We start from the raw sequence: 25,459 nt of genomic DNA, 5'->3' as shown, positions 1-25,459 counted from the left end.
GGGCGGGCAGGCCTCACCACGGTGGTTGAGGTGCGAGGAGCCCCGGCGACGAGCCTCGAAACCCCCGCAGCGGACCCGCCCGACCCGACCCCCACGCCCGTCGATGAGCTCATCCCCAACTGTTATGTCTCAGGACTTCAGTGACAGTTCTGCATCAGGACACAGGTGACGGTTCGGGTGGTCCTGGTGGTGACACTCCAGCCTTGCTGGTTCGGGGACGGCTGCCGGTGAACCCATCGATCCCCGTGTCCGGCTCGCGATCTCTCGGTGGCCTGAAGACGCACCGCGCGGAGCGGTCTCGACGTTCTGCGCCGAGCACGGCATCTCGCGTCAGTCGTTCTACGAGCTGCGCAAGCGTGCGCGGGTCGAGGGACCGCCCGCGGTCTTGGAGCCTCGCCCGCGTCGACCTGGCTCGGCCCCCATGGCTGCTCTCGGACAGTCCATCGGCGTGGAACCCCTTCGTGTCGCGGAGCACTGCTCCAGCTGGCCTGTGGGCCGGTATCCACAGGTCCCGCAAATGGGAACACGTATTCGAATAAAGTGGTAGAATGGACCCATGCCGACCACGACCCGAGCCCGCAGCAGCGACCCGCTGCTGCACGCGGTCCGGTCCCGCCGCGAGACCGAGGCGCGTGACCAGGTCGCGACCCTGACCGCGGTGCTGGACTGGTCGGTGGCCAACACCGCCGACGAGGTCGAGACAGCCGAGCTGCTGGACCCGATGGTCGAGCCCGCCCTGCACCTGGGCGGGTCGGGCTGTCCCGTGATCGGTGAGTACGCCGCCCTGGACCTGGCGTTGTCGTTGGGGATGTCGACTGATGGCGGGCTGGCCTATTTGGGCAAGGCCCTCGAGCTGCGCCACCGGCTCCCACGGCTCTACGCGAGGGTCGTGGGTCTGGAGGTCTCGCTGTGGAAGGCGTTCCGGGTCGCCGAGCAGACCATCGCCCTGCCACCAGCCGGTGCGACCCACGTGGACCGGGTCATCTCCCCGTTCCTGCACACCTGCTCCTGGGCCCAGGTCGACCGTGCTGTCGAGGCCGCCCGAGCGGCTTACGACCCCGCCGAGGCCGAACGCCGCCGCCTGGTCGCCGCCGAGGGACGCCACGCCACCTTGGACGTGGCCAGCGCGACGACGACGGGGACGGTCGACATGCGCGCGACGCTGGACCTGGCCGACGCCCTCGACCTCGACGCAGCCCTGCGTGACGGCGCCCAGAGGCTGGCCGACCTCGGGTCCACCGACACCCTCGACGTACGCCGTTCCCACGCCCTGGGCGAGATAGCCCGCCACCAGCTCACCCTCGACCTCGAGACCACCGGGGGTCGGGGCGTGACGATCTACGCCCACCTCGACCCCACCGACCCCGACACCCCAGCCGTGCTGGACAACATCCTCACCCCGGTCCTGGTCGAGCAGATCAAGACGTGGTGCCAGACCGCCGGCACCAAGGTCACCATCAAGCCCGTCATCGACCTCACCTCCGACCCGACCACCACGGCGTACCGACCCACCGATGCCATCCGCGAGCAGGTGACCCTGCGCGATCGGACGTGTGTGTTCCCCGACTGCGGGAGACGGAAGGTCGACCTCGACCACATCGACCCGTTCGACCTGGGTGGACCGACCTCAGCCCACAACCTCGCCATGCTCTGCCGCAGGCACCACCGCGCCAAGACCCACGGCCGCTGGTCCTACCGGATGCTTCAACCCGGGCTCTACGAATGGACCAGCCCCACCGGTGCGACCTACCTCGTTGACCGACGCCGACGACCCTGACCGCCCCACACCCCGCCTCCGACCTCAGGAGGCGGGGACATCAGCACGACCAGGCGTAGCGATGGTCGTCGTCCGGTCTCGCTCTGGGTCTAGTGGTGCGGGTCCGAGGTTCTTGATGGCTTGGCGTGCTCAGGGTGCGTGCCCTCACGGTGGCGGCGGTCCGACGGCATACCCGGTCGTCTTCCGAGGATCGCCGCTGCCGCGAGGGCGTGCCCTCAGTGCGCGAAGCGGCCAAGAACCTCGGGCCCGCGCCCCTAGGTGCTGACTCCCTGGCCGGTCGGCGCTGGCCTTCGCCTGCGGATGAGCCAGCGGGCCAGCAACGTCATCTCGACCACGAGAGCCAGGACGGCCGCCACCAGCAATCCGTAGATGGCGCCGCCGTAGACCCAGAGAATGCCAAGGTCGCAGTCGGCTGCATCATCCGGGCAGTAGTAGTTGGCCGCGCCGATGCTGGCCCCGATCAACAGGGCCAGCATTGCCACCACGATCCAGCCGAGAACGCGCCACCACCACCTCATGTCGAGAGGATCGCACCGCTCGCGTTCCGTTGTCCGTGGTTCGGCAGAAGAGCGGACACCGGCACGCCAAGCCCTCGGATCTCGGCAGGGGCCGGGTGAGTCCGGCCGGGTGAGTAGGGTGCCGAGCATGACGAAATGGGAGTACCAGGTGGCGCCGATCCCGCTCCACAACGAGGCACTGATGCTCAACAACTTCGGCCAGGACGGCTGGGAGCTGGTGGCGATCCACACCAACGCCCAGGGTGGTCTGGTGGCGTTCCTCAAGCGGCAGCAGGCATGAGCACGCCCGAGGAGCGACTGGCCGCGCTCGGTCACGAGGTCCCGGAGGTCGCCAAGCCCGTGGCGGCCTACGTGCCCGCCGTACGCAGCGGCAACCACGTCTTCACCTCCGGCCAGCTGCCGATGCGGTCGGGCGAGCTGATCACGACCGGCAAGGTCGGCGCCGGGGTGACGGCCGAGGAGGCCTACGCCTGCGCCCAGCAGTGCGCGCTCAACGCGATCGCCGCGGTCCGGGCCGAGATCGGCGACCTGGCCCTGGTCAAGCGTGTGGTCAAGGTCGTGGTGTTCGTGGCCTCGGCACCCGACTTCACCGGCCAGCCCGGGGTCGCCAACGGCGCCTCCGAGCTGCTGGGGGAGGTGTTCGCCGGCGTCCACGCCCGGTCCGCCGTCGGCGTGGCGGTCCTGCCGCTCGACGCACCCGTCGAGGTCGAGATCCTGGTCGAGGTGTGAGGATCCCGCTGCCCCCGGTGCCGCTACCCGACCACCTGGTCGAGGTTGCTCGCGAGTACGCCGACGGCCGCCAGCAGCCGGTCGAGCCGCGCAACGCCGCGACGGTCGTGCTGATGCGGCCGGCCACCGACCCCGGCGCCGAGGGCGGCCCCGACGTCTACTTCATGCGCCGTCAGGTCTCCATGGACTTCGCGGCCGGGATGGCCGTGTTCCCCGGCGGCGGCGTGGACCCCCGTGACTTCGACACCGAGGTCGCCTGGGCGGGTCCTGGTCCCGCCGCGTGGGCCGAGCGGCTCGGCACCGACGCCGAGACCGCACGGGCCCTGGTCTGCACCGCGGTCCGCGAGACCTTCGAGGAGTCCGGCGTGCTGCTGGCCGGTCCCTCGGCCGAGGCGGTCGTGGCCGACACCACCGGCGACGACTGGGAGGCCGACCGGGTCGCGTTGGAGTCGCGCGAGCTGTCGATGACCGACTTCCTGCTCCGCCGTGGCCTGGTGCTCCGGACCGACCTGCTGGGCGTCTGGGACGCCTGGCTGACCCCGGTCTTCGAGCCCAAGCGCTACCGCACCTGGTTCTTCGTGGCGGTGCTGCCCGAGGGTCAGCTGACCCGTGACGTGTCCTCGGAGTCGTCCTCCGTGGTCTGGCTCCCCGCGGGTGTCGCCGCAGACGAGGCCGACGCCGGCGAGCTGGCGATGATGCCGCCGACCTACCTGACCGCGATGGAGGTCGGCACCTTCGCCACGCCCGACGACGTCCTCGCCGAGGCGGCCGGCCGCCGCGCGGAGATGTTCACGCCGTCCGTCGAGCCGCTCGACGACGGCTTCACGCTCTCGATGCCCGACCGGTTCCGGCCCCTCGTCGCAGCGCGCCGCCGATGAGCGCGACCCCGGCCGCGTGGGCCAGCGGCGAGCACGGCCGACGCGGCCGTGTGCTGCTCGCCCCCAACCCCGGCGTGATGACGCTCGACGGCACCAACACCTGGGTGCTGCGCGAGCCCGGCTCGAGCACCTCGGTCGTCGTCGACCCCGGCCCGATCGAGGAGGGCCACCTCGACCTCGTCGACGAGACTACCGGCGACGTCGGGCTGATCCTGCTGACCCACCACCACTACGACCACTCCGAGGTCGCCGCCGCCCTCGCCGAGCGCAAGGGCTGCGCCGTACGCGCCCTCGACCCCGACTTCTGTGTCGGCGCCGACCCGCTGGCCGACGACGAGGTGATCGACGTCGACGGGCTGCGGCTGCGCGTGGTCGCCACCCCCGGCCACACCGCCGACTCCGTGTCGTTCGTGCTGCCCGCCGAACGTGTGCTGCTCTCGGGTGACATGGTGCTCGGCCGCGGCACGACCGTGGTCGCCCATCCCGACGGCCAGCTCGGCTCCTACTTCGAGTCGATCGAGCGGATGCGCTCGCTGGTCACCGACGGCGAGGTCGACACGATCTGGCCGGCCCACGGCCCGGTGCTCGACGAGGCCGGCGCCGTCCTCGACTTCTACCTCGCCCACCGCCGCCAGCGCCTCGACCAGGTCCGCGGCGCTCTCGAGCAGCTCAAGGACGCACCCCACCCCGAGGGCATCGCCACCGACGAGGTGCCGCGCCGCGTCGTCGAGATCGTGTACGCCGACGTCGACGAGTCGCTCTGGGACGCCGCCGAGCTGTCGGTGCGGGCCCAGCTCGCCTACCTGGCCGAGCGCGGCTAGCGGGTAGCCGCCCTACGAGCCGATCTCGCTGAGCGCCATCACGAGCAGCGCGGTCGCAAGAAGCAGCGCCGTCGGCGGCCCGGCGACGAGCCCGATGCCGACCCACCGCCACCGCCGGTGGAGGAGCAGCGCCACGCCGATGACGACGAGGGCGCCCGGTCCGGCCAGGAGGAGCACGTCCGCCGCCTCGGTCTCGTCGGCCGAGGTCGAGATCAGCCACACCCATCCGATCGACAGCGCGATCGAGCCGACTGTCGCGGCCGTGAGGGCGACGATCCCGCGGGGCAGGAACGGCACCGCCGGGCCGGGCTCGGCCCGGCGCCGTGACCAGACCGCCGAGCCGCCGACGACGAGCAGGGCCGCGACGAGCAGGAGGACCAGCAAGCGGGTCGCGGTCCGAGCCCAGCCCGGGGCGGCTCGGTCGACCGCCGGGTGCGCCGTCGTCATCAGGTCGGTGGCCACTGCGATCCCCTCGGGCACCGCGTCCTCGACCGCGCCGACGGTGCGCGCGCGTCCGTCGTCCGTCACGAGCACCAGCGATCCGTCGCCGCCGCCACCCTGGGGCATCACCTGCCACACGCTGGTCCCGTCGTCGAGCCACCCGACGGGTCCAGCGGAGGCGAGGGAGCCCTCGTAGTCCAGCGCGGACCTCGTCACGACCTTCCCAGTGGTCGTGTCGACGACGTAGGCCTCCTCGGTGCAGCAGGACCCGACCGCCACCAGCCGCCCGTCGGGTGAGACCCGGGTGCCTCCGGGCAGGGTCGCCAGCGGCTCGTCGTCGGCGTCAGTGAGCCGCTCACGGCCGAGCAGGCGGTCGTCCCACCGTTGGACGACCGCCGACCCCGGCTTGCCCGCGTTGTCGCTGACGGCCACGACGAGCCCGGTGTCGGCCACGGTGAGATCACCGGACGAGAGACTCGGCCGGAAGCCGGAGACCGGGGTGGACTGCGTGGCTCCGGGGGCGATCCGGCCCAGGACCCGGCTGCCGACCGTGAGCGACCCCCCGGTCCGCGGCACCAGCTGCCGGCCGGCCCAGACCAGCCACCGGCCATCGGGGGAGAAGCGGATCTGTTCGGCGACCGTGCCCTCGCCACCGGTCAGGGCGATATCACGGACGTCTCCGGTCGTCAGGTCGAGCACGCGCACGCCGGTGACCGCTTTGGTGTCATCGCTCCACGGTCCCGGATCGCCGTAGGCGTAGGCGAGCCGTCGACCGTCGGGAGAGAGCGTGAGCCCGAGCCTGAGGTCGAGCCCGCCGCCGTACGGCCGGACTTTGAGGTCGTTGCCGACGAAACCGGGCAGGTCCAGCAGGTGGTAGTCGCCGTGCTCGGCGTCCACGACCACCGGCAGTCCTTCATACGTCACCCAGGCGGCTGCCCCCCGCCCGATGGTGACGTCGTCGGTGATCTCCTCACTGCGCCACCGGTAGTCGTCGTCCCGCTCGGACATCCGGTCGGGCACGGCGTACAGCCGGTCGGGCACGCCGAGACCCTCCCCGCCGCCGGCGATCGGAGGCTCGTCCTGGTGGGGGAGCACGGTCATGGCCAGGCCGGCGACGACCGCCACCGCGGCGGCAGCGCCCAGCACCCTCACGACCCGGTCTCGCGCGCGGGCCCGCTGCGCCCGCCCCCACGTCTCGGGAGAGACGCTCGCGACCGGCGCGTCCCCCGCGATCCGGGCCAGCTCGTCGCGCAGCCCGTCGCCGGTCATGACGGCTCCCCGATCAGCTCGGCCAGCTCGGGGGCCAGCGTGCGTAGGCGGCCCAGCGCCTGGCGGGTGGTCGACTTGACCGTGCCGGCCGAGACGCCGAGCGTGCGCGCGGCCTCGACCTCGGTGAGGTCCTCGAAGTAGCGCAGCACCAGCACCGTGCGCTGCTTGGCGGTCAGCCGGCCCAGCGCGTCCTCGAGCGTGAGGCGCAGGGCCACGTCGGAGCCCGACGCGGCCGGCCGGTCGTGGTCACCCAGCGGCGACTCGGCGAGCCTGCGCTGGCGCCACCACGACACGTTCTGGGTGTAGAGGATGCGGCGCACGTAGGGCTCGGGGTCGCCGTCGATGCGGTGCCACGCCTTGGCCGCCTTGAAGAGCGCTGTCTGCACGAGGTCCTCCGCCAGGTGGGCGTCCCCGGTGAGCAGGTACGCCGTCCGCGACAGGGCAGGCGTGCGCGCGGCGACGTACGCCGTGAAGTCGTCCTCGTGAGCCACACCGACCCCCTTCCACCCCGTCCTACGCAGGCGACCCCCGCGTCGGGGGTCACTCTGGACCATGAATCTCGCTGGGGAGGCTTGCCGGAACGTGCCAGGTGACGACCGTCACCGGCGTCCCGGATCGCGAGATCGTCAGACAACTTTGCCGGGTTTCGCGGCGGCGGCGTCCCCCGTCCCTCTACGTTCGGCCTACTCCCCGCCCTCTCGGGACGGGCTCGGCGGGACCGACGAAAGAGACGCTGAATGACCCTCGTACGCCGCCACGCCGCCCGGCTCGCCGCCCTCAGCCTCGCCGTGGGCGCGCTGGCCACCCTGCAGCCGGCGGTGCCGGCCTTCGCCGCCGACGCCGTCGCCGGTGCCCAGACCGCCGGCGACTCGCTGTTCCCCAACCAGGGCAACGGCGGGTACGACGTCAGCCACTACGACATCGACCTCAAGGTCGACGTGACGACCGCGGTCGCCAACGGCGCCGTGGGCACCACCAACCTCCCGAAGGCCACGACGACCATCGAGGCGACGACGACCGACGCCCCGCTGTCGTCGTACTCGCTCGACTTCCAGGGGTCGACCGGCAACCTCGCCGCCTCCACGTACGACGTCGACACGGTCACCGTCAACGGGACCCCGGCCACCTTCAGCCGCATCGAGACGAGCAGCACCAGCAGCGCCCTGGTCGACAACCACAAGCTGATCATCACCCCGGCCACCCCGGTGAGCGGCGCCTTCACCACCGTCGTGACCACCCACGGCGCCCCGGTCATCCACTTCGACACCGACGGCTCGTCCGAGGGTTGGAACAACACCACCGACGGTGCGACCTTCGTCAACCAGCCGGTCGGCTCGATGACGTTGTTCCCCAACAACAACACGCCGCGCGACAAGGCGACCTACACGTTCACCATCGACGTCCCCACGATGCTGAAGACCTCCAACTACGCCAACGCCGGCGGCAAGCCCTACAAGGCCGGCGTGGCCAGCAACGGTGAACTGATCTCCAAGACCCCCAGCGGTGACGGCAGCCGCACCACGTGGGTGTGGAACGAGACCAAGCCGATGGCCAGCGAGCTGTCGATGATCTCGATCGGTCGCTACGACATCTACGAGTCCGACGTCACCCTGGCCAGCGGTCGCGTCCTGCACGAGTGGTCCTTCATCGACCCGGCCATCTCCGTCGCGAACCAGAACACCACCCAGGTCTCGCGCTCGCAGTGGAAGTCGCTCCTCGACTTCTACGAGTCGAAGTACGGGCCCTACCCGGGCAAGAGCATCGGCGTGGTGACCGACGTCGTCCCCGGCACGATCAACTACGCCCTGGAGACCCAGGACCGGCCGTTCTTCCCCAACAGCGCCAGCAACAGTGCGACTGGGTCGTTCTACCACGAGGTCATGCACCAGTGGTGGGGCGACAACGTCTCGCCGACCGACTGGAACGACATCACCCTCAACGAGGGGCCCGCGACCTACGCCCCGTCACAGCTGGCCTACGAAGGCTTCGGCACCACCACCACCACGGTCGAGCAGACCATCTACAGCTCGTGGAACAGCACGGCGGCCAACTCGTCCACGTTCACCATCCCGTCGGCCGCCATGACCAACGGCAACCAGCTCTTCGGCTCGCAGGTCTACCAGCGAGGCGCGATGGCCCTCGAGGCGCTGCGCACCGCCATCGGTCCCGTCGACTTCGAGACGCTGATGCGCCAGTACCAGGTGACGTACGGCGGCACGCAGATCGCCGGGCGCCGTACCGCCGCGTTCCAGGCGATGGCCGAGTCCATCAGCGGACGCGACCTGACGGCGTTCTTCCAGAGCTGGTGGTTCACCGCCGGCAAGCCCGCCTGGCCCGTGAAGTTCAACCTCGACGTCACCGGCCCGACCGCCCAGATCAACGCCGGCGACGCCGCGACCTACACGCTGTCGGTCCGCAACACCGGCAAGGTCGCGATGCCGGCGGACGCCACCAAGATCACCCTCGACGTGTCCGACCTGCTCGACGACGCCACCCTCGGCACCCTGCCCACCGGCGTCACCCTCGACGACGGCACGACACTGACCTGGTCGGTGCCCGCCACAGCCCTCGCGGCCACCGCCACCGTGGCGATCCCCGTGACGGTCAACGCCGGTACGACGGGCGCCAGGCTCAAGGCGGTCGCCCTCGCGGCGACCCTCGGCGGTACCTGTGTGAGCTGCACCGCCACTGCGGTCGTCGGCACGGCGCCGATCTCACCGGCACCGGTCCCGACCGTCACCGGCGGCACCCCGACGGTCGACGTGCCGCTGACCGCGGACACCACCGGCTGGGCCGCGGGGACCACCTTCGCCTACCAGTGGCTCCTGGACGGCACGCCCGTCCCCGGCGCCACCAGCGCGACCTACACCCCCACCGCGAACGTCGTGGGCGCGACCCTCGCGGTGAAGGTGACCGGCACGCTGTCCGGCTTCAACCCCACGTCGGCCACCAGTGCCGCCACTGCGGCCGGCGTCCGGGCCACGCCCACCAGCGACACGCCGACCATCTCCGGTACCCCGAAGATCGGCGAGCGGCTCACGGTCGCCCGCGGCACCTGGCAGCCCGGCACGGTCTTCACCTACCAGTGGCGCGTCAACGGGACGAACGTCTCCGCGAACAACGGCGGCACCGCTCCCGTGTTCACCCCCAGCGTCGCCTCGCAGGTGGGCCAGACCGTCGACGTGGTCGTGACCGGCACCAAGGCCGGCTACACGACGACGGCCAAGACCAGCGCCGCGACCACCGCGGTCACCGCCGGTGATGCGCTCGTCTCGACGCCCACCCCCGTCTTCGGCGCTACCGCGCCCAAGGTCGGCGTCGCCTTCGCGCCGAGCTACGGCAGCTGGGACGACGGCGTCGTCACCACCTTCCAGTGGCAGGCCAACGGCACCAACATCTCCGGGGCGACCACCGGCTCCTACGCGCCGACCGCAGCCACGCTCGGTCAGACGCTGACCGTCGTGGTGACCGGCACCAAGCCCGGCATCCCCGCCGTGGTCCGCACCAGCGCGGCCAGCCTCCCCGTCGAGACCGGCACGCAGACCCTGCAGCCCACTCCGACGATCACCGGCACCCCGCGGGCCGGCGAGTCCTCGACGGGCGTCCCGGGCACCTGGGACAGCGGCACCACCCGCACCTACCAGTGGTACGCCGACGGGGTCGCAGTCACGGGGGCGACCGCCCTCACCTACGCCCCGACCACGGACCAGATCGGCCAGGCCCTGACCTTCGAGGTCACCAGCACCCGCGCCGGCTACACGACCGTCACCAAGACGAGCGCGGCCAAGACGGTCCTCGGCCTGGCGCAGGTACTGACGCCCACGCCGACCGTCACCGGTACGCCACAGGTCGGCGTCGAGCTGACCGGCGTGCCCGGCACCTGGGACGACGGCACCACGCTGACCTACCAGTGGCTGGCCGACGGCACCGCGATCGACGGCGCCGACTCGCTCACCTTCACGCCCACCGCGGACCAGGTCCGTACGGCGATCACCTTCGCCGTGACCAGCACGAAGGCGACCTACGAGACGGTCACCCGCACGAGTGACCCGACCGGCGCCGTCGTCGCCGGCGAGCAGACGCTCACCCCGACCCCGACGATCACCGGCACCCCGCAGGTGGGCCTCGCGCTGACCGGCGTGCCCGGCACCTGGGACGACGGCACGACGCTGGCCTACCGGTGGCTGGCCGACGGCGTACCCGTCGACGGTGCCACCGACCTGACCTTCACCCCCGGTCCGGGTCGGGTCGGCGAGGTCATCACCTTCGCCGTGACCGGCACCCGCGCCGGCTACACGTCGGTCACCCGCACCAGCGACCCGACCGCCACGGTCGCCCCCGGCGAGCTCGCCCCGACGCCGACGCCGACCATCACCGGTACGCCGCAGGTGGGCGTCGAGCTCACCGCGGTCCCCGGCGACTGGGACTCCGGCGCCGAGCTGACCTACCAGTGGTCCGTCGACGGTGATGCCGTGGACGGTGCCACCGCGACGACGTACGTCGCGCGTCCCGGCGACGTCGGCAAGACCGTGCGGGTCGCCGTCACCGGCGCCCGTCCCGGCTACACCTCGGTGACCCGCACCAGCGCGGCCACCGCGGCGGTCGCCGCGGGCGATCTCGTCGACACCCCGACCCCGACCATCACGGGGACCCCGCAGGTGGGCGTCGAGCTGACCGGCGTACCGGGTGACTGGGACTCCGGCACGACGCTGACCTACCAGTGGCTGGCCGACGGCGTGCCCGTCGACGGCGCGACCGGCCTGACCTTCACGCCCGGGCCGGGCCGGGCCGGCGAGGTCGTCACCTTCGCGGTCACCGCCACCAAGGCCGGCTACGCGCCGGTCACCCGGACCAGCGCCGCGAGCGCGCCGGTCGCTCCGGGCGACCAGGCGAGCACCCCGACGCCGACGATCACCGGGACCCCGCAGGTGGGCGTCGAGCTGACCGGTGTGCCCGGTGACTGGGACTCCGGCACGACGCTGACCTACCAGTGGCTCGCCGACGGCGTACCGGTCGAGGGGGCGACGTCGGCGACGTTCGCCCCCAGCCCGGCCCAGCTCGATGCGGCTCTCACGTTCGCGGTCACCTCGACCCGACCGGGCTACACGACGGTCACGCGGACGAGCATCTCGACGGCCGATGTCGCTCCGGGCGACCAGGCGAGCACCCCGACGCCGACGGTCTCCGGGACCCCGCAGGTGGGCGTCGAGCTGACCGGTGTGCCCGGTGACTGGGACTCCGGCACGGCGCTGACCTTCCAGTGGCTGGCCGACGGCACCGCGATCAGCGGGGCGACCGGTCTGACGTTCACGCCGAGCGCCGCGCAGGTGGGGGCGGTCGTCACCTTCGCCGTCACTGGCGCCCGGACCGGCTACACGACGGTCACCCGGACCAGTGCGGCCACGGCCGCGGTGGCCCCGGGCGAGCAGCAGAGCACCCCGACGCCGACGGTCTCCGGGACCCCGCAGGTGGGTGTCGCGCTGACCGGCGTGCCCGGCACCTGGGACGACGGCGCGACGCTGACCTTCCAGTGGCTGGCCGACGGCACCGCGATCAGCGGGGCGACCGGTCTGACGTTCACGCCCACCGCCGCGCAGGTGGGGGCGGTCGTCACCTTCGCCGTCACGGGCGTGCGGACCGGCTACACGACGGTCACCCGGACCAGTGCGCCCACGGCCGCGGTGGCCCCGGGCGACCAGGAGAGCACCCCGACGCCGACCATCACCGGCACGCCCAAGGTCGGCGCCACGCTCCGTGTGGTCGTCGGACGGTGGGACGCGGGCACCACGCTGCGCTACCGCTGGCAGCGCGACGGTGTCGCGATCGCCGGGGCCGACGCGACGACGTACCTGCTGAGCGCACGTGACCTCGACGCACGGATCACGGTCACGGTCACGAGCACCAAGGCGGGCTACGGCACCGCGAGCGCCACCAGCGCGCGCACGACCGCCGTCGCCCGGGGCACGCAGAAGCTGACGCCCAAGCCCACCATCGGGGGGACGGCGAAGGTCGGCAGGACGCTCACCGCCTACGCGGGTGCCCACGACCCGGGCACCACCATCCGGTTCGTCTGGTACGTCGACGGCAAGCAGATCGCCGGCGCGACGTCGAGCACCTACGTGCCGACCTCGGCCCGGGTGGGCAAGCGGATCACGGTGGTCTCCATCGCCACCCGCCCCGCCTACGACCGGGTCGACCGCACCAGTGCCCCGACCGCGGCGGTCGTCCGCTAGTCGATCCCGCTCGACCCGCTCCGACCGCACCGGCCGGTCCAGCCCCTCGGGGCCGGGCCGGCCGGCGGTGTGTCAGGTGGGCGTCACCGGCACGGTCCGTCACCACGCAGCGACGCCCCCGGGACCGAGGTCCCGGGGGCGTCGACGTACGTCGGGCGGAGCGTCAGCGGGCGCGGCGGGCCAGTCGCTCGACGTCGATGATGACGACCGAGCGGGGCTCGAGGCGCAGCCAGCCGCGCGAGGCGAAGTCGGCGAGGGCCTTGTTGACCGTCTCGCGGGAGGCGCCGACCAGCTGGGCGAGCTCCTCCTGGGTGAGGTCGTGGTGCACGTGGACGCCGTCGTCGGCGGTGCGGCCGAAGCGGTCGGCGAGGTCGAGCAGCGCCTTGGCGACCCGGCCGGGGACGTCGGAGAACACCAGGTCGGCGACGACGTCGTTGGCCTTGCGGAGCCGACCGGCGAGCTGGGAGAGCAGCCCGCGGGCGACGACCGGGCGGCCCTCGAGCCAGCGCAGCAGGTCCTCGTGGGACAGCGAGGCGAACTCGGCGTCGGTGACGGCGGTGACGGTGGCCGAGCGCGGGCCCGGGTCGAAGAGCGACAGCTCGCCGAACATCGAGCCGGGGCCGAGGATGGCGAGCAGGTTCTCGCGGCCGTCGGCGGAGGTGCGGCCGAGCTTCACCTTGCCCTCGAGCACGATGTAGAGCTTGTCGCCCGAGTCGCCCTCGTGGAAGAGCACGTCGCCGCGGCGCAGCCGTGTCTCGCTCATGGAGGAGCGCAGCGCGAGGGCAGCCTCGTCGTCGAGGGCGCTGAACAGCGGGGCCTGACGGAGTACGTCGGTGTCCACGGGACCTCCTGGAGGGATGAGTGCGGGCGAAGCGCCCGAGCCGAATCCTAGAGGGTGTCAGACTTCACAGGGTAAGCGAACCGCCCGAACGACGCCCCGGGACCGGCGCCCATGGCCTTCGCGGTGGCTGGGCGGGAGTTCCCCGGAGGACGGCCCTGTCGGTGTCGAACCGTAGGCTGGGCACGTGCCAGCGACCGCCGTGACGCCCGGGCCCCCGCCGACGACCCTCGTGCGCCGGGCCCGCAAGATCGACCGCACCCTGGCCGAGACCTACCCCGACGCCGACATCGAGCTCGACTTCGACAACGCCTTCGAGCTCCTCGTGGTGACCGTGATCAGCGCCCAGACGACCGACCGGCGCGTCAACGCGGTGCGCCCGACCCTCTTCGCGGCCTACCCCGACCCGGTCTCCATGGCCGCGGCCGATCGCGACCGGATGGAGGCCATCCTGGGTCCCCTGGGGTTCTTCCGGGCCAAGACCGAGTCGCTGCTCAAGCTCAGCGCCGCGCTCGTCGAGCGCTACGACGGCCAGGTGCCCGGTCGTCTCGACGACCTGGTCACCCTGCCCGGTGTGGGCCGCAAGACCGCCAACGTCGTCCTCGGCAACGCCTTCGGGGTCCCGGGCATCACCGTCGACACCCACTTCGGTCGGCTCTCGCGGCGCCTCGGGCTCACCGACGAGACCGACCCCGTCAAGGTCGAGCACGCCGTCGGCGCGCTGTTCCCCAAGCGCGACTGGACCATGCTCAGCCACCACCTCATCTGGCACGGTCGGCGCTGCTGCCACGCCAAGAAGCCTGCGTGCGGCGCCTGCCCGGTCGCCAAGCTCTGCCCCTCCTTCGGTGAGGGACCCACCGATCCCGAGGCGGCCGCCACGCTGCTCAAGACCCAGGGCCCTGCGTGAGGCGACTCCTGGCGGCCGTGGCCACCGTGCTGGCCCTCACGGCCCTCACGGCGTGTGACGGCGGGGTCCCGACCCCCGGCCAGAGCAAGGTCGACGTCGACACCCCGGCGCTGCGTGAGCAGAAGGCCGCCGCCGGCATCGAGACCTGCGTGCCGGGCTCCGGCAAGAACCAGCTGCCCGACCTGACGCTGCCGTGCCTCGGCGGCGGACCCGACGTCGACCTGTCGACGCTGCAGGGCCCGATGCTCATCAACCTCTGGTACTCCGGCTGCGGCCCGTGCCGCGACGAGATGCCGGTCCTGCAGCAGTTCCACGACAAGTACGCCGACCAGGTCCCCCTCGTGGGCATCGACGTCGAGACCTACCCGGACTACGCGATCGGCTTCGCCGACGAGGTCGGGGCGACCTACCCGCAGCTCGCCGACCCCGGAGGCACGGTGTTCGACGACGCCGACCTGGGGCTCAGGCAGGCGTTCCCCCAGACCATCTACGTCGCCGCTGACGGCCGGATCGTCAAGGAGGCCAAGGAGATCACCTCGCTCGACCAGCTCCTGGCCTCCGTCGAGACCAACCTCGGGGTGGCCCTGTGAGCTGGGCCGAGCACCCCGGCCTGCCCGACTGGCTGCGCCCGGTCGAGGCCGCCGCCCGCTCGATCACCGTCCACGACCTGACCCGCTTCATGGTCCCCGACGACGCCGACGGCGTACGCCGCTCCTCGGTGCTGATGCTGTTCGGCGAGGGGCCGTCGGGTCCCGACCTGCTGCTCACCGAGCGGGCCCACCACATGCGCTCCCACCCGGGCCAGGTGTCCTTCCCCGGCGGCAGCATCGACCCGGGCGAGACGGCCCACGAGACCGCGCTGCGCGAGGCGCACGAGGAGACCGGGCTCGACCCGGCCGGCGTCGAGGTCTTCGCCGAGCTGCCCGAGCTCTGGCTGCCGCCGAGCAACTTCGCCGTCGTCCCCGTGCTGGCCTGGTGGCGCGAGCCCAGCCCGGTGTCGGTGCGCTCGCCCGACGAGGTGCACGCCGTGTGGCGGGTGCCGATCAGCGAGCTGCGCGACACCGCCCACCGGATCACCGTGGTCGGGCCCCGCGGGTGGAGGTCGCCCGGGTTCCTCGTCGGCGACGACCACGACGTCATCCTGTGGGGGTTCACCGGCGGCATCGTCGCCCGCTTGTTCGAGTTCCTCGGGTGGATCGATGATCTACCCGACGCCCCCGAGCACGAGCTCCCGGCCTACATGCTCGGCGGCCGGCCGCCGGCCAACGTCGACGTCCAGCCCAACACCGAGTTCGAGGAGCGTCGCCGCGGATGAACCTGCTCGACTGGCTCCTGGTCCTCCTCGTCCTCGCCTACGCGCTCTCGGGCTACTGGCAGGGCTTCGTCACGGGTGCGTTCGCGACGACCGGCCTGCTCGCCGGCGGCCTGATCGGCATCTACCTCGCGCCGTTGGTCCTCGGCGACTCCGACCCGTCGCTGTCGGTGTCGCTCGGCGCGCTGTTCATCGTCATCGTCAGCGCGTCGCTGGGCCAGGCGCTGCTGCAGTTCCTCGGCGCCAAGCTGCGCGACAAGATCACCTGGCAGCCGGCCCGCGCGGTTGACGCGGTCGGCGGGGCACTGCTCAGCTCGCTCGCCGTCCTGCTCGTCGCCTGGGCCCTCGGCGTCGCCGTCACCGGCTCGCGGATCGGCTCGCTGACCGCGATGGTCCGGGAGTCCGCGGTGCTCCGCTCGGTCAACGACGCCCTTCCGGCCTCGGCCCCCAGCGCGCTCGAGCGCTTCAACGACGCGGTCGGCACGTCGTTCCCGCGCTATCTCCAGCCGTTCGCCGACGAGCAGATCCGCCAGGTCAGCCCCGGCGCCCAACGGCTCCTGCGGGACCCCGACATCGCCGACGCCGAGCGCAGCGTCCTCAAGGTGCGCGGCAACAACGACTGCGGCCGTGGCGTCGAGGGCAGCGGGTTCCTCTACGCCGACGACCGCCTCATGACCAACGCCCACGTGGTCGCCGGCGTCGACGACCCCGACGTCATCATCGACGGAGAGGCCGTCGACGCGACCGTCGTCTACTACAACCCCGACCTCGACGTGGCGGTGCTCCGCCTCGACTCCGAGGGCCTGCCGACGCTGCCGTTCGTCGACAGCGACGACGAGGAGCAGAGCGCGGTCATCGGGGCCAAGGACGGCGTCGCCATCCTCGGCTATCCCCAGGACGGCCCCTACGACATCCAGCGCGGCCGGGTCCGCGAGGAGCGACGCCTCGAGTCACCCGACATCTACGGCGAGGGCAGCGTCATCCGCGAGGTCTACTCCCTGCGCGGGCTGATCCGCCCCGGCAACTCCGGCGGACCCATCGTCACCACCCAGGGCCACGTCGCCGGGGTGGTGTTCGCCGCCTCGGTCACCGACGACGACACCGGCTACGCCCTCACCTGGGCCCAGGTCGCCGACGCCGCCGACGAGGGCCGCGACGCCACGGCCCAGGTCGACACGCAGGACTGCGCGGGCTGACCCAGGGCTCAGGCACCAGGTGCCTCGGACACCGGCCTGACCACCACGCGGACGTCGTACTGCCTGCTCAGCCGGTCGCCGAGGTCGCCGAGGGCCGCGGGGTCGGCAGCAGCGGGGCCCTCGACGTAGGCGATGAGCCCGTTGCCGTTGCCGACCGAGTAGGACACCAGGGTGACGGCCGGGCCGTCGCCCGCGAGGTCGGACTCGGCCTCGAGCGCGTCGCCGACCTCGGAGAGCTCGTCGTAGGTGTAGCGACTGTCCACGATCTCGACGGGCGTGGTGCCGGCGCGCCGGCGTACGGCGGCGTCGAAGCGGTCGGCGCCGGGCCCGGCGACGCGGTAGACGACCAGGTCGGTGTCGTCGGGACCGGCGGACACCCCGCTGTAGGACGCGGCGCCCTGTCGGAGCCCGTAGTCGAGGATCTCGAGGGCGAGCTTGCTGCTGGGGTCCGGCAGCGCGAGGTCCACGACGGCGTCCTCGTCCGGGGACGGGGTCGCCGACGGAGTGTCGGACGGGGTGTCGGCGGGGGAGACGGCCCGGTCGCTGCCGCCGGACGACGCGAGCACCGCGACGAGGGCGAGGGCGGCCGCGCCGGCCCCGACGGTCGCCAGGCCCGCAGCCCAGTAGGCGCGGGTGTGGCGGCGTCGGCCGGCGAGCTCCCGGCGTACGCCGTCGAGCAGGTCGTGGGTGGGCGCCTGGTCGGCCCACCGGGTCAGGGTCGCGCGGGCCGCGGCCTCGCGGGGGTCATCGGTCGTCATCGTGGGCCTCCGTGCTGGTGATCTCGGCGAGTCGGGTGAGGGCGCGGCTGGTGGCCGAGCGGACGCTGGACGGGGAGAGCCCGAGCAGGTCGGCGACCTCGGTGGCGGGCAGGTCCTCCAGGTAGCGCAGCGTGAGGACGGCCCGCGCCCGCGGCGAGAGCCGACCGAGCAGCCGCTCGACCTCCAGGCGCTGGACGACGCCGACCTCGACGTCGTCGCCGGCGGGGGCGAGCCTCAGGGTGGCCGGCTCGTCCGAGACGACCTCCGACCACGAGCGCCGCCGCTGCAGCGTGCGCAGCTCGTTGACCAGGATCCGGCGCACGTAGGCGTTGGGGTCGTCGGCGGCCTGCACGCGCTTCCAGCTCCGGTGGGCCTGGACCAGGGTCGACTGGGCGAGGTCCTGGGCGAGGTGGGCGTCGCCGGACAGCAGGAAGGCGACCCGTTGGAGCCAGGGTCCGCGCGCGACGGCGTACTCCTCGAACCCGGTCGGGCCCGCCGATCCGGCCACCTGCCACCTCCCGGCGGACGCTGATGGTGCTCGTAGCTTCTCGGTCATACCCACCAGATGCAGTGGCGAGCACCAAACGCTGCACGCGTCGACCGCAATCCGCCGACTCGCGTCTCAGAGGAGGCGGGTGGCGGTCGCATCCTCGTGGCGCGCCGAGGCCTCGTCGACCACGGGGTAGGGCGTCGCGGCCGTGACGACCGCAGCCCAGGCGCCCGCGTCGTCGACGCGGGCGGTGCGGAATGCCGGAGCAGTCAGCTCTTGCCCTTGAGGGCCTTCGGGATCTCGCGGCCCTGCTCGATGGCCTTCTCGGGCGGGCCGACCTTCTTGACCTTCTTGATGCCGAGCCAGACCAGCAGGCCGGCGATCACCAGGTAGACGAAGGTGACGATGAGGAAGGCCCAGTGCAGGGCGAGGCCGTCGCCGTTCCAGTTGATCAGGTAGGCGAACGCGACCGAGAGCATGATGACGGCCAGGACGGCGACGAACGCGGCCGAGGCAAACATGATGGCGCCGGCGACGCCGAACTTGATGCTGACCTTCAGCTCGGACTTGGCGAGCTGGATCTCCTTGCTGATCAGCGAGGAGATGTCGCGACTGGCGTCGGTGACCAGCTTGCCGATGGTCGGATCGTCGGCCTGGGGTTGCTGCAGTGCCATCGCGGTGGGTCCTCTGGTCGTCCGGGCGGAACGGGCACGACCCTACTGGTAGACGTCGGGGATCCCGTCGAGGTCGTCGTCGATGGTCTCGATCTCGCAGATCCGTCGGTACACCCGATTGCGTGCACGCAGCACGACGGTCGCCAGCAGCGCGGCCGTCAGCGAGCCCACGAGGACGCCGACCTTGACGTGCTCGTCGGCCGCGCTGCCCGGGCCGAACGCGAGCTCGCCGATCAGCAGCGAGACCGTGAAGCCGATCCCGGCGAGCATGGCCATCCCGATCACGTCGACCCACGACAGGTCGTCGTCGAGGTCGGCGCGGGTGAAGCGCGCCAGCAACCACGTCGACCCGACGATGCCGATCGGCTTGCCGAGCACGAGGCCGAGGACGACCCCGAGGGCGACCGGGTCGGTCAGCGAGTCGGCCAGGCCGGAGAGGCCCCCGACCGTCACCCCGGCGGCGAAGAACGCGAACACCGGTACGGCGAAGCCGGCGGACACAGGGCGGACCAGGTGCTCGAGGTGCTCGGCGAGACCGGGCCCGGCGTCGGGGCCGCCGGCCGCCTCGCTGCGCAGCACGGGCACGGTGAAGCCGAGCGCGACCCCGGCGACGGTCGCGTGGATGCCCGACTCGTGCATCAAGACCCAGGCGGCCAGGGCCAGCGGGACCAACAGCCACGGCGTCCGGATCCGGCGCTGCACCAGGAACCCGAACACCGCGATCGGCACCACCGCCGCGGCCAGGGCGACCAGGTCGACGGAGTCGGTGTAGAAGACCGCGATCACCGTGATCGCCAGCAGGTCGTCGACCACCGCGAGGGTCAGCAGGAACGTGCGCAGCCCCGACGGCAAGTGGGTGCTGATCACGGCCAGGATCGCGACCGCGAAGGCGATGTCGGTCGCGGTGGGGATCGCCCAGCCCTGCAGGTCGCCGTCGGCCGAGGCGTTCCACGCCGTGTAGACGAGCGCCGGGACGACCATCCCCCCGACCGCCGCGACGACCGGCAGCGCGGCGCGACGCGGGTCGCGCAGGTCGCCGGCGACGAACTCCCGCTTGAGCTCGAGCCCGGCGACGAAGAAGAAGATCGCCAGCAGCCCGTCGGCCGCCCACGTCGCGAGGCTCAGGTCGAGGTGCAGGCCCAGGAACGCATCGGTGCCGACGTGCAGGTCGCGCAGGGCGTCGTACGACGACGACGCCGGGCTGTTGGCCCAGACGAGCGCCACGAGCGCGCCGATCATCAGCAGCACGCCACCGGTCGTCTCGCCGCGCAGCAGGTCGGTGACCCGCGACGCCTCGGGCCACGAGCCGCGCTCGAACAGGCGTCGGCGGTCGGACTCGGTGGGCTGGGTCACGGTGCTCCTGGGGTCGACGGCAGAGTTGCCGACCAGACTTCCCGGCGCACCGCGAGACACCCTACCGGTCGAGGTGGCTGCCCCTGGTCCGCCCACGGTGGTCGAGGAGGCCGCCCGCGGCCGTCTCGAGACCACGCGGCCGCAGCGAGCCAGGTCAGGTCGTCGGCCGCGGCCCCCGTGGTCTCGAGACGGTTCCTAGCGGAACCTCCTCGACCACCGTCGCATCAGTCCTCGCCCTTGCCCTGGTCGAGGCCCGAGGAGATCAGGTCCATCACCGACGAGTCGGCCAGCGTGGTGACGTCGCCGACCTCGCGGTGCTCGGCGACGTCGCGCAGCAGGCGGCGCATGATCTTGCCGGAGCGGGTCTTGGGGAGCTCGGCCACGACCATGATCTGGCGCGGGGTCGCGATCGGCCCGATCTCCTTGCGCACGTGCTTGCGCAGCTCGGAGACGATGTCGTCGCCGCCGTCGCCCGCGCTGTCGCGCAGGATGACGAAGGCACAGACGGCCTGGCCGGTGTCCTCGTCCTTGGCGCCGACCACCGCCGCCTCGGCGACCTTGGGGTGCGAGACGAGGGCCGACTCGATCTCGGTGGTCGACAACCGGTGGCCGGAGACGTTCATGACGTCGTCGACACGGCCCAGGAGCCAGATGTCGCCGTCGGCGTCCTTCTTGGCGCCGTCGCCGGCGAAGTAGAAGCCCTGCTTGTCGAAGCGCGACCAGTAGGTGTCGCGGTAGCGCTCGTCGTCGCCCCAGATGGTGCGCAGCATGGCCGGCCACGGCCCCTTGACGACGAGGTAGCCGCCGGATCCGTTGGGCACCGAGTCGCCGTTCTCGTCGACGACGTCGGCGGCGATGCCGGGCAGGGCCTTCATCGCCGAGCCGGGCTTGCCGGCGGTGACGCCGGGCAGCGGGCTGATCATCATGGCGCCGGTCTCGGTCTGCCACCAGGTGTCGACGATCGGGCAGCGGTCGCCGCCGATGACCTCGCGGTACCACATGTAGGCCTCGGGGTTGATCGACTCACCCACCGAGCCGAGGAGCCGCAGCGACGACAGGTCGCGCTGGTCGGGGATCTCGCGGCCCTGCTTCATGAAGGAGCGGATCGCGGTCGGCGCCGTGTAGAACTGCGTGACGCCGTACTCCTCGATGATGTCCCACCACCGGCCACGCTCGGGGCTGTCGGGAGTGCCCTCGTAGAGCACCTGCGTCGCGCCGTTGGTTAGCGGCCCGTAGACGATGTAGGAGTGGCCGGTCACCCAGCCGATGTCTGCGGTGCACCAGTAGACGTCGGTCTCGGGCTTGAGGTCGAACACGGCCCAGTGCGTGTAGGCCGTGCCGGTCAGGTAGCCGCCGGTGGTGTGCAGGATGCCCTTGGGCTTGCCGGTGGTGCCCGAGGTGTACATGACGTAGAGCGGGTGCTCGGAGTCGAACGCCTCGGGGGTGTGCTCGGTCGAGGCCTGGTCGACGGCGTCGTGCCACCAGACGTCGACGGCGTCGTCCCAGTCGACCTCCTGGCCGGTGCGCTTGACGACCAGGACCTTGGCCACGGTGTGCCCGAGGCCCTCGGCCTTGGCGCGGGCCTCGTCGACGGCGGGCTTGAGGGCCGAGGCCGAGCCGCGGCGGTAGCCGCCGTCGGAGGTGACGACGACCTTGGCCTGGCAGTCCTCGAGGCGCGAGGCGAGCGCGTCGGACGAGAACCCGCCGAAGACCACCGTGTGCGGGGCGCCGATGCGCGCGCACGCCAGCATCGCGACGACCGCCTCGGGGATCATCGGCATGTAGATCGCGACGCGGTCACCGGTCTCGACGCCGAGGTCGGTCAGCGCGTTGGCGGCCTGGGAGACGAGGTCCTTGAGCTGGGCGTAGGTGATCGAGCGCGTGCCCGACAGCTCGGGGTCGACGGGCTCGCCGACGAAGTGCAGCGCGACCTTGTCGCCGCGGCCGGCCTCGACGTGCCGGTCGACGCAGTTGTAGGCCGCGTTGAGCGTGCCCCCGACGAACCACTTGGCGAACGGCGGGTGGTCCCAGTCGAGCACCCGGTCCCACGTCTGGGTCCAGGTGAGGCGGTCGGCCTGCTCGGCCCAGAACGCCTCGACGTCGGCCTCGGCACGCGCGTAGGCCTCGGCCTTGAGGTTGGCGTCGGCGGCCAGCGCGGCCGGGGGCTCGAAGGTCCGGTCCTCCTGCAGCAGGTTGGACAGCATGGCCTCGGGCTGGGTCTCTTCGCTCACGGGCTTCTCCTGGTGCGGGGTGTGCGGCCCTCGTCACACTAGCGAGGGCCGGTTGCGCGGACGTTGGGTCCACCTCACGGTGGTCGAGCCGGGCGAGCCCTCGGCGAGCCCGAGTCGAGACCCCCGCAGCGAGCGTCCGGCTCGACCGGGTCGGTCGGGCTGGAGAGGTCGGCTGCGGGGGTCTCGACTCGCCCGGCGCGCCAGCGCGCACCGGGCGGCTCGACCACCGTGGGGTGGGTCGGGCTAGTGGCTGATCGCCTTCTCGGAGCCGGCGCCGGTGAGGGCGCGGACCTCGAGCTCGGTGTAGCGCTCCTCGGAGGCGGTCTCCTTGCTGGTGACGGTGCCGAGCCAGCCGAGGAAGAAGCCCAGCGGGATCGAGACGATGCCGGGGTTCTCCAGCGGGAACCAGGAGATGTCGATGCTGGTCGGTAGCAGCGACTGGTTGACGCCCTTGATCTCACCCTTGCCCGAGACGACCGGGCTGAAGATGACCAGCCCGATGCAGGAGGTCAGCCCGCCGTAGATGCTCCAGAGCGCGCCGCGGGTGTTGAAGCGCCGCCAGAACAGGTTGTAGACGAGCGCGGGCAGGTTGGCCGACGCGGCCACCGCGAACGCGAGCGCCACCAGGAACGCGATGTTGAGGTTGCGCGCCGGGATGGCCAGGGCGATCGCCACGACGCCGATGCCGGCGGCGGCGTACCGCGTCATCCGGATCTCCTCCTTCTCGGTCGCCTGGCCCTTGCGGATCACGCTGTTGTAGATGTCGTGGGCCACCGACGTCGAGGACGTCAGCACCAGCCCGGCGACCACGGCGAGGATCGTGGCGAAGGCGACGGCCGAGATGAGCGCGATCATGATCGCGCCGCCGGTGGAGCCGGCTCCGCCGCCGACCTCCTGGGCGAGCAGCGGCGAGGCCTGGTTGCCCTTGCTGATGGCGGTCGCGCTGTCCGGTCCGGTGTCGAGCAGGGCCGCGGCGCCGAATCCGAGGATCAGCGTGAACAGGTAGAACACGCCGATGATGGCGATCGCCCACAGCACCGACTTGCGGGCGTCCTTGGCGGTCGGGACGGTGTAGAAGCGCACCAGGATGTGCGGCAGCCCGGCCGTGCCGAGCACGAGCGCGAGCCCGAGGCTGACGAAGTCGATCTTGGTGGTCTCGCTGATGCCGTACTTGATGCCGGGGTCGAGGAAGCCCTCCTTGCCCGACTGCTGGGCGGCGGCGCCGAGCAGCTCGCTGACGTTGAAGTCGAACTTGGCGAGCACCAGGAAGACGATGAGCGCCGAGCCGGCCATGAGCAGCACGGCCTTGACGATCTGCACCCAGGTGGTGCCCTTCATGCCGCCGACGGTCACGTAGAAGACCATCAGGGCGCCGACGCCGGCGATGACGGCGCTGATCGCCAGGGTGTTGGTCGTCTCGATGTCGAGGAGCAGGGCCACGAGCGTGCCCGCGCCGACCATCTGGGCCAGCAGGTAGAAGATCGACACCACGACGGTGGAACCGGCGGCCGCCGTGCGGACGGGCCGCTGCCTCATCCGGTAGGCCAGCTGGTCGGCCATCGTGAACTTGCCGGAGTTGCGCAGCATCTCCGCGACGAGCAGCAGGGCCACGAGCCAGGCGACGAGGAAGCCGATCGAGTAGAGGAAGCCGTCGTAGCCGGTCAGGGCGATGGCGCCGGAGATGCCGAGGAACGACGCCGCCGACATGTAGTCGCCGCCGATCGCCATCCCGTTCTGGATCGGCGTGAACGAGCGGCCGCCGGCGAAGAAGTCCGAGGTGCCGGACGTCGTACGGCTGGCGCGCAGGGTGATGTAGACCGTCAGGGCGACGACGGCGAGGAACAGCCCGATGGTCAGGACCTTGTCATCCACGGGAGCGCTCCTTCTCGAACCGGGCCTCGAGCTTCTCCGACAGCGGGTCCAGCTTGGCGATGGAGTAGCGGCTGTAGAGGTAGGCGATGCCGAACGTCGTCAGGAACTGCAGCAGGCCGAAGACCAGCGCGACGTTGATGTTGCCGAACAGGCGGTGCGACATGAACCCGGTCGCCCAGTTGGACAGCACGACGTAGAGCAGGAACCAGGCGAGGAAGCCGACGGTCGCGGGGATGGCGAACCCGCGGTAGCGGCGCCGCAGCTCGGCGAAGTCGTCCGAGGCGTGCAGCGTCTCGTAGATGGGGTCATGGCGGGCGGCCATGTCGTGGGGTGGGGGCGAGTCCTGGGGCATGGGTCGGCGCCTTTCGGGCGGTGCTGCCGGGCGGAACGTGACGCCGGTCACGTTAGGAGCGCGCCGTCGTACGCCGGCAGGGGTGCGCGCCGACGCTGCGCCGGACGGGGACCGACGTGCGACGAGCGGTCGGTCCGGTGGGACGAGCGGTCGGGCGGCCGACCGGGCGGACGGCTACCCGTCGCCGCGCAGCAGCGGCCGGGCGAGCTTGCGGCCGTGGTGGATCTGCGCCTTGACCGTGCCGAGCGGCACGCCGACGAGCTCGGCGATCTCGTCGTAGGGCAGGCCGTAGACGTCGCGGAGCAGCAGCGGCTCGACGTACTGGGGGTGGTCCTTCTCGATGGTCTCCATCGCCTCGAGCAGGTCGAGGCGGGTGCCGGCGATGACGCTGGTGGTGCGCGGGTCGGGTCGCTCGCTGAGCGGGTTGTGCTCCTGCGGGTCGTAGGCCGTCGCCTGGTTCTTCATCCGGCGGTACGTCGTCCGCGAGCTGTTGACGGCGACCACGTGGGTCCACGTCGTGAACCGGCCCCGGCCGCCCCACGACCCGATCTTGGTCGCGATGTTGAGCAGCGCCTCCTGGCAGGCGTCCTCGGCGTCGGGGGTGTAGGGCAGCACGCCGCGGCAGACGTTGAGCGTGCGCGGGCGGATCGCGGCGAGGACCGCCTCCAGAGCGTCGGCGTCGCCGGCCTGGGCGCGCCGGGCCAGCTCGTCGATCTCGTCGGGGGTCGTCCCGGAGTCGTGCCCGTCCTGTCGTCCCGCGTCGAGAGCCATGCCGCCCACCCTTCCCTTCCGTGGTTCGTCCACGCCTGA

The 25,459-nt window shown here is 72.0% G+C and carries 22 protein-coding genes and 1 pseudogene; 11 read left to right on the top strand and 12 right to left on the bottom strand.

The features are described 5' to 3' along the window. Positions 1-235: 235 nt before the first annotated feature. A pseudogene (locus FJQ56_RS22650) lies at positions 236-422 on the top strand (helix-turn-helix domain-containing protein); the annotation flags it as partial. A gap of 134 nt (positions 423-556) precedes the next feature. Further along, positions 557-1,777, top strand: a complete 1,221-nt coding sequence (locus FJQ56_RS08165; protein ID WP_140008792.1) for an HNH endonuclease signature motif containing protein — start codon at positions 557-559, stop codon at positions 1,775-1,777. A gap of 254 nt (positions 1,778-2,031) precedes the next feature. Here the strand turns inward: FJQ56_RS08165 and FJQ56_RS08160 are convergent, their stop codons facing one another. Next, positions 2,032-2,295, bottom strand: a complete 264-nt coding sequence (locus FJQ56_RS08160; protein ID WP_140008790.1) for a hypothetical protein — start codon at positions 2,293-2,295, stop codon at positions 2,032-2,034. 127 nt (positions 2,296-2,422) lie between these two features. Here FJQ56_RS08160 and sp36 point away from each other — a divergent pair, with 127 nt between their 5' ends. Genes sp36 through FJQ56_RS08145 form a run of 4 tightly spaced genes read left to right on the top strand, consistent with a single transcriptional unit; the run spans position 2,423 to position 4,723 of the window. Beyond that, a complete protein-coding gene (sp36, locus tag FJQ56_RS22105; RefSeq protein ID WP_170215315.1) occupies positions 2,423-2,575 on the top strand; it encodes a Sp36 family protein in 153 nt (50 codons plus the stop codon). Further along, a complete protein-coding gene (locus FJQ56_RS08155; RefSeq protein WP_140008788.1) occupies positions 2,572-3,024 on the top strand; it encodes a RidA family protein in 453 nt (150 codons plus the stop codon). The genes sp36 and FJQ56_RS08155 overlap by 4 nt, the downstream gene beginning before the upstream one ends. Next, positions 3,021-3,902 carry an NUDIX hydrolase gene (locus FJQ56_RS08150; RefSeq protein WP_140008786.1) on the top strand — a complete coding sequence of 294 codons (882 nt, stop codon included), beginning with the start codon at positions 3,021-3,023 and terminating at the stop codon, positions 3,900-3,902. The genes FJQ56_RS08155 and FJQ56_RS08150 overlap by 4 nt, the downstream gene beginning before the upstream one ends. After that, a complete protein-coding gene (locus FJQ56_RS08145) occupies positions 3,899-4,723 on the top strand; it encodes an MBL fold metallo-hydrolase (protein WP_140008784.1) in 825 nt (274 codons plus the stop codon). The genes FJQ56_RS08150 and FJQ56_RS08145 overlap by 4 nt, the downstream gene beginning before the upstream one ends. 12 nt (positions 4,724-4,735) lie before the next feature. Here FJQ56_RS08145 and FJQ56_RS08140 read toward each other — a convergent pair whose 3' ends face one another. Together FJQ56_RS08140 and FJQ56_RS08135 are read right to left on the bottom strand one after the other, a co-directional pair. Continuing rightward, entirely contained in the window at positions 4,736-6,433 is a 1,698-nt protein-coding gene (locus FJQ56_RS08140) for a WD40 repeat domain-containing protein (RefSeq protein WP_140008782.1), read from the bottom strand. Continuing rightward, positions 6,430-6,924 carry a SigE family RNA polymerase sigma factor gene (locus FJQ56_RS08135; protein WP_246084040.1) on the bottom strand — a complete coding sequence of 165 codons (495 nt, stop codon included), beginning with the start codon at positions 6,922-6,924 and terminating at the stop codon, positions 6,430-6,432. The genes FJQ56_RS08140 and FJQ56_RS08135 overlap by 4 nt, the downstream gene beginning before the upstream one ends. A gap of 246 nt (positions 6,925-7,170) precedes the next feature. Between FJQ56_RS08135 and FJQ56_RS08130 the strand changes: the two genes are divergently transcribed. Beyond that, entirely contained in the window at positions 7,171-12,666 is a 5,496-nt protein-coding gene (locus FJQ56_RS08130; RefSeq protein WP_140008778.1) for a M1 family aminopeptidase, read from the top strand. Positions 12,667-12,829: 163 nt separating this feature from the next. On the opposite strand, the gene FJQ56_RS08125 is transcribed toward FJQ56_RS08130, so the two are convergent. Next, positions 12,830-13,507 (bottom strand): Crp/Fnr family transcriptional regulator, encoded by a 678-nt coding sequence (locus FJQ56_RS08125; RefSeq protein WP_140008776.1) that lies wholly within the window; start codon positions 13,505-13,507, stop codon positions 12,830-12,832. Between the two features lie 184 nt (positions 13,508-13,691). On the opposite strand from FJQ56_RS08125, the gene nth reads away from it, so the two are divergent. The 4 genes from nth to FJQ56_RS08105 are packed head-to-tail and all read left to right on the top strand — an operon-like array spanning position 13,692 to position 16,919. After that, positions 13,692-14,411: an endonuclease III gene (nth, locus tag FJQ56_RS08120; protein ID WP_140008774.1), complete on the top strand. Its 720-nt coding sequence runs from the start codon at positions 13,692-13,694 to the stop codon at positions 14,409-14,411. Further along, positions 14,408-15,001 (top strand): TlpA family protein disulfide reductase, encoded by a 594-nt coding sequence (locus FJQ56_RS08115; protein ID WP_140008772.1) that lies wholly within the window; start codon positions 14,408-14,410, stop codon positions 14,999-15,001. The genes nth and FJQ56_RS08115 overlap by 4 nt, the downstream gene beginning before the upstream one ends. After that, complete coding sequence (locus FJQ56_RS08110) at positions 14,998-15,726, top strand: NUDIX hydrolase (protein WP_246084039.1); 729 nt, start codon at positions 14,998-15,000, stop codon at positions 15,724-15,726. Before FJQ56_RS08115 ends, FJQ56_RS08110 begins: the two co-directional genes overlap by 4 nt. Further along, positions 15,723-16,919, top strand: coding sequence for a MarP family serine protease (locus tag FJQ56_RS08105; RefSeq protein WP_140008770.1), 1,197 nt, complete (start codon positions 15,723-15,725; stop codon positions 16,917-16,919). The genes FJQ56_RS08110 and FJQ56_RS08105 overlap by 4 nt, the downstream gene beginning before the upstream one ends. An 8-nt stretch (positions 16,920-16,927) precedes the next feature. On the opposite strand, the gene FJQ56_RS08100 is transcribed toward FJQ56_RS08105, so the two are convergent. From FJQ56_RS08100 to FJQ56_RS08065, 8 genes are all read right to left on the bottom strand, one after another. Then, positions 16,928-17,677 carry a hypothetical protein gene (locus FJQ56_RS08100; protein ID WP_140008768.1) on the bottom strand — a complete coding sequence of 250 codons (750 nt, stop codon included), beginning with the start codon at positions 17,675-17,677 and terminating at the stop codon, positions 16,928-16,930. Then, a complete protein-coding gene (locus tag FJQ56_RS08095; RefSeq protein WP_246084038.1) occupies positions 17,664-18,185 on the bottom strand; it encodes a SigE family RNA polymerase sigma factor in 522 nt (173 codons plus the stop codon). Before FJQ56_RS08095 ends, FJQ56_RS08100 begins: the two co-directional genes overlap by 14 nt. 251 nt (positions 18,186-18,436) lie before the next feature. Beyond that, on the bottom strand, positions 18,437-18,841 hold the full coding sequence (locus tag FJQ56_RS08090; RefSeq protein ID WP_140008764.1) for a phage holin family protein: 405 nt from the start codon (positions 18,839-18,841) through the stop codon (positions 18,437-18,439). Between the two features lie 42 nt (positions 18,842-18,883). Then, complete coding sequence (gene nhaA, locus FJQ56_RS08085; RefSeq protein ID WP_140008762.1) at positions 18,884-20,194, bottom strand: Na+/H+ antiporter NhaA; 1,311 nt, start codon at positions 20,192-20,194, stop codon at positions 18,884-18,886. Between the two features lie 224 nt (positions 20,195-20,418). Further along, positions 20,419-22,398, bottom strand: coding sequence for an acetate--CoA ligase (gene acs, locus FJQ56_RS08080; protein ID WP_140009766.1), 1,980 nt, complete (start codon positions 22,396-22,398; stop codon positions 20,419-20,421). 270 nt (positions 22,399-22,668) lie between these two features. After that, positions 22,669-24,297 carry a solute symporter family protein gene (locus tag FJQ56_RS08075; RefSeq protein ID WP_140008760.1) on the bottom strand — a complete coding sequence of 543 codons (1,629 nt, stop codon included), beginning with the start codon at positions 24,295-24,297 and terminating at the stop codon, positions 22,669-22,671. Further along, complete coding sequence (locus tag FJQ56_RS08070) at positions 24,290-24,649, bottom strand: DUF485 domain-containing protein (protein WP_246084037.1); 360 nt, start codon at positions 24,647-24,649, stop codon at positions 24,290-24,292. Before FJQ56_RS08070 ends, FJQ56_RS08075 begins: the two co-directional genes overlap by 8 nt. Positions 24,650-24,823: 174 nt before the next feature. Then, positions 24,824-25,420: an RNA polymerase sigma factor gene (locus FJQ56_RS08065; protein WP_140008758.1), complete on the bottom strand. Its 597-nt coding sequence runs from the start codon at positions 25,418-25,420 to the stop codon at positions 24,824-24,826. Between the last annotated feature and the right edge of the window lie 39 nt (positions 25,421-25,459).

The sequence above is a fragment of the Nocardioides plantarum genome (assembly GCF_006346395.1).
Lineage (GTDB): Bacteria > Actinomycetota > Actinomycetes > Propionibacteriales > Nocardioidaceae > Nocardioides > Nocardioides plantarum.
Note: the sequence above shows the minus strand (reverse complement) of the source record. Positions and strands in the feature narration are given on the sequence as shown.

Coding starts and splice junctions, on each gene's coding strand:
- FJQ56_RS08105 (WP_140008770.1), top strand. CDS start 15,723: ATGAACCTGCTCGACTGGCTCCTGGTCCTCCTCGTCCTCGCCTACGCG.
- FJQ56_RS08130 (WP_140008778.1), top strand. CDS start 7,171: ATGACCCTCGTACGCCGCCACGCCGCCCGGCTCGCCGCCCTCAGCCTC.
- FJQ56_RS08065 (WP_140008758.1), bottom strand. CDS start 25,420: ATGGCTCTCGACGCGGGACGACAGGACGGGCACGACTCCGGGACGACC.
- FJQ56_RS08100 (WP_140008768.1), bottom strand. CDS start 17,677: ATGACGACCGATGACCCCCGCGAGGCCGCGGCCCGCGCGACCCTGACC.
- FJQ56_RS08090 (WP_140008764.1), bottom strand. CDS start 18,841: ATGGCACTGCAGCAACCCCAGGCCGACGATCCGACCATCGGCAAGCTG.
- FJQ56_RS08155 (WP_140008788.1), top strand. CDS start 2,572: ATGAGCACGCCCGAGGAGCGACTGGCCGCGCTCGGTCACGAGGTCCCG.
- FJQ56_RS08145 (WP_140008784.1), top strand. CDS start 3,899: ATGAGCGCGACCCCGGCCGCGTGGGCCAGCGGCGAGCACGGCCGACGC.
- FJQ56_RS08140 (WP_140008782.1), bottom strand. CDS start 6,433: ATGACCGGCGACGGGCTGCGCGACGAGCTGGCCCGGATCGCGGGGGAC.
- sp36 (WP_170215315.1), top strand. CDS start 2,423: ATGACGAAATGGGAGTACCAGGTGGCGCCGATCCCGCTCCACAACGAG.
- acs (WP_140009766.1), bottom strand. CDS start 22,398: ATGCTGTCCAACCTGCTGCAGGAGGACCGGACCTTCGAGCCCCCGGCC.
- FJQ56_RS08070 (WP_246084037.1), bottom strand. CDS start 24,649: ATGCCCCAGGACTCGCCCCCACCCCACGACATGGCCGCCCGCCATGAC.
- FJQ56_RS08165 (WP_140008792.1), top strand. CDS start 557: ATGCCGACCACGACCCGAGCCCGCAGCAGCGACCCGCTGCTGCACGCG.
- FJQ56_RS08160 (WP_140008790.1), bottom strand. CDS start 2,295: ATGAGGTGGTGGTGGCGCGTTCTCGGCTGGATCGTGGTGGCAATGCTG.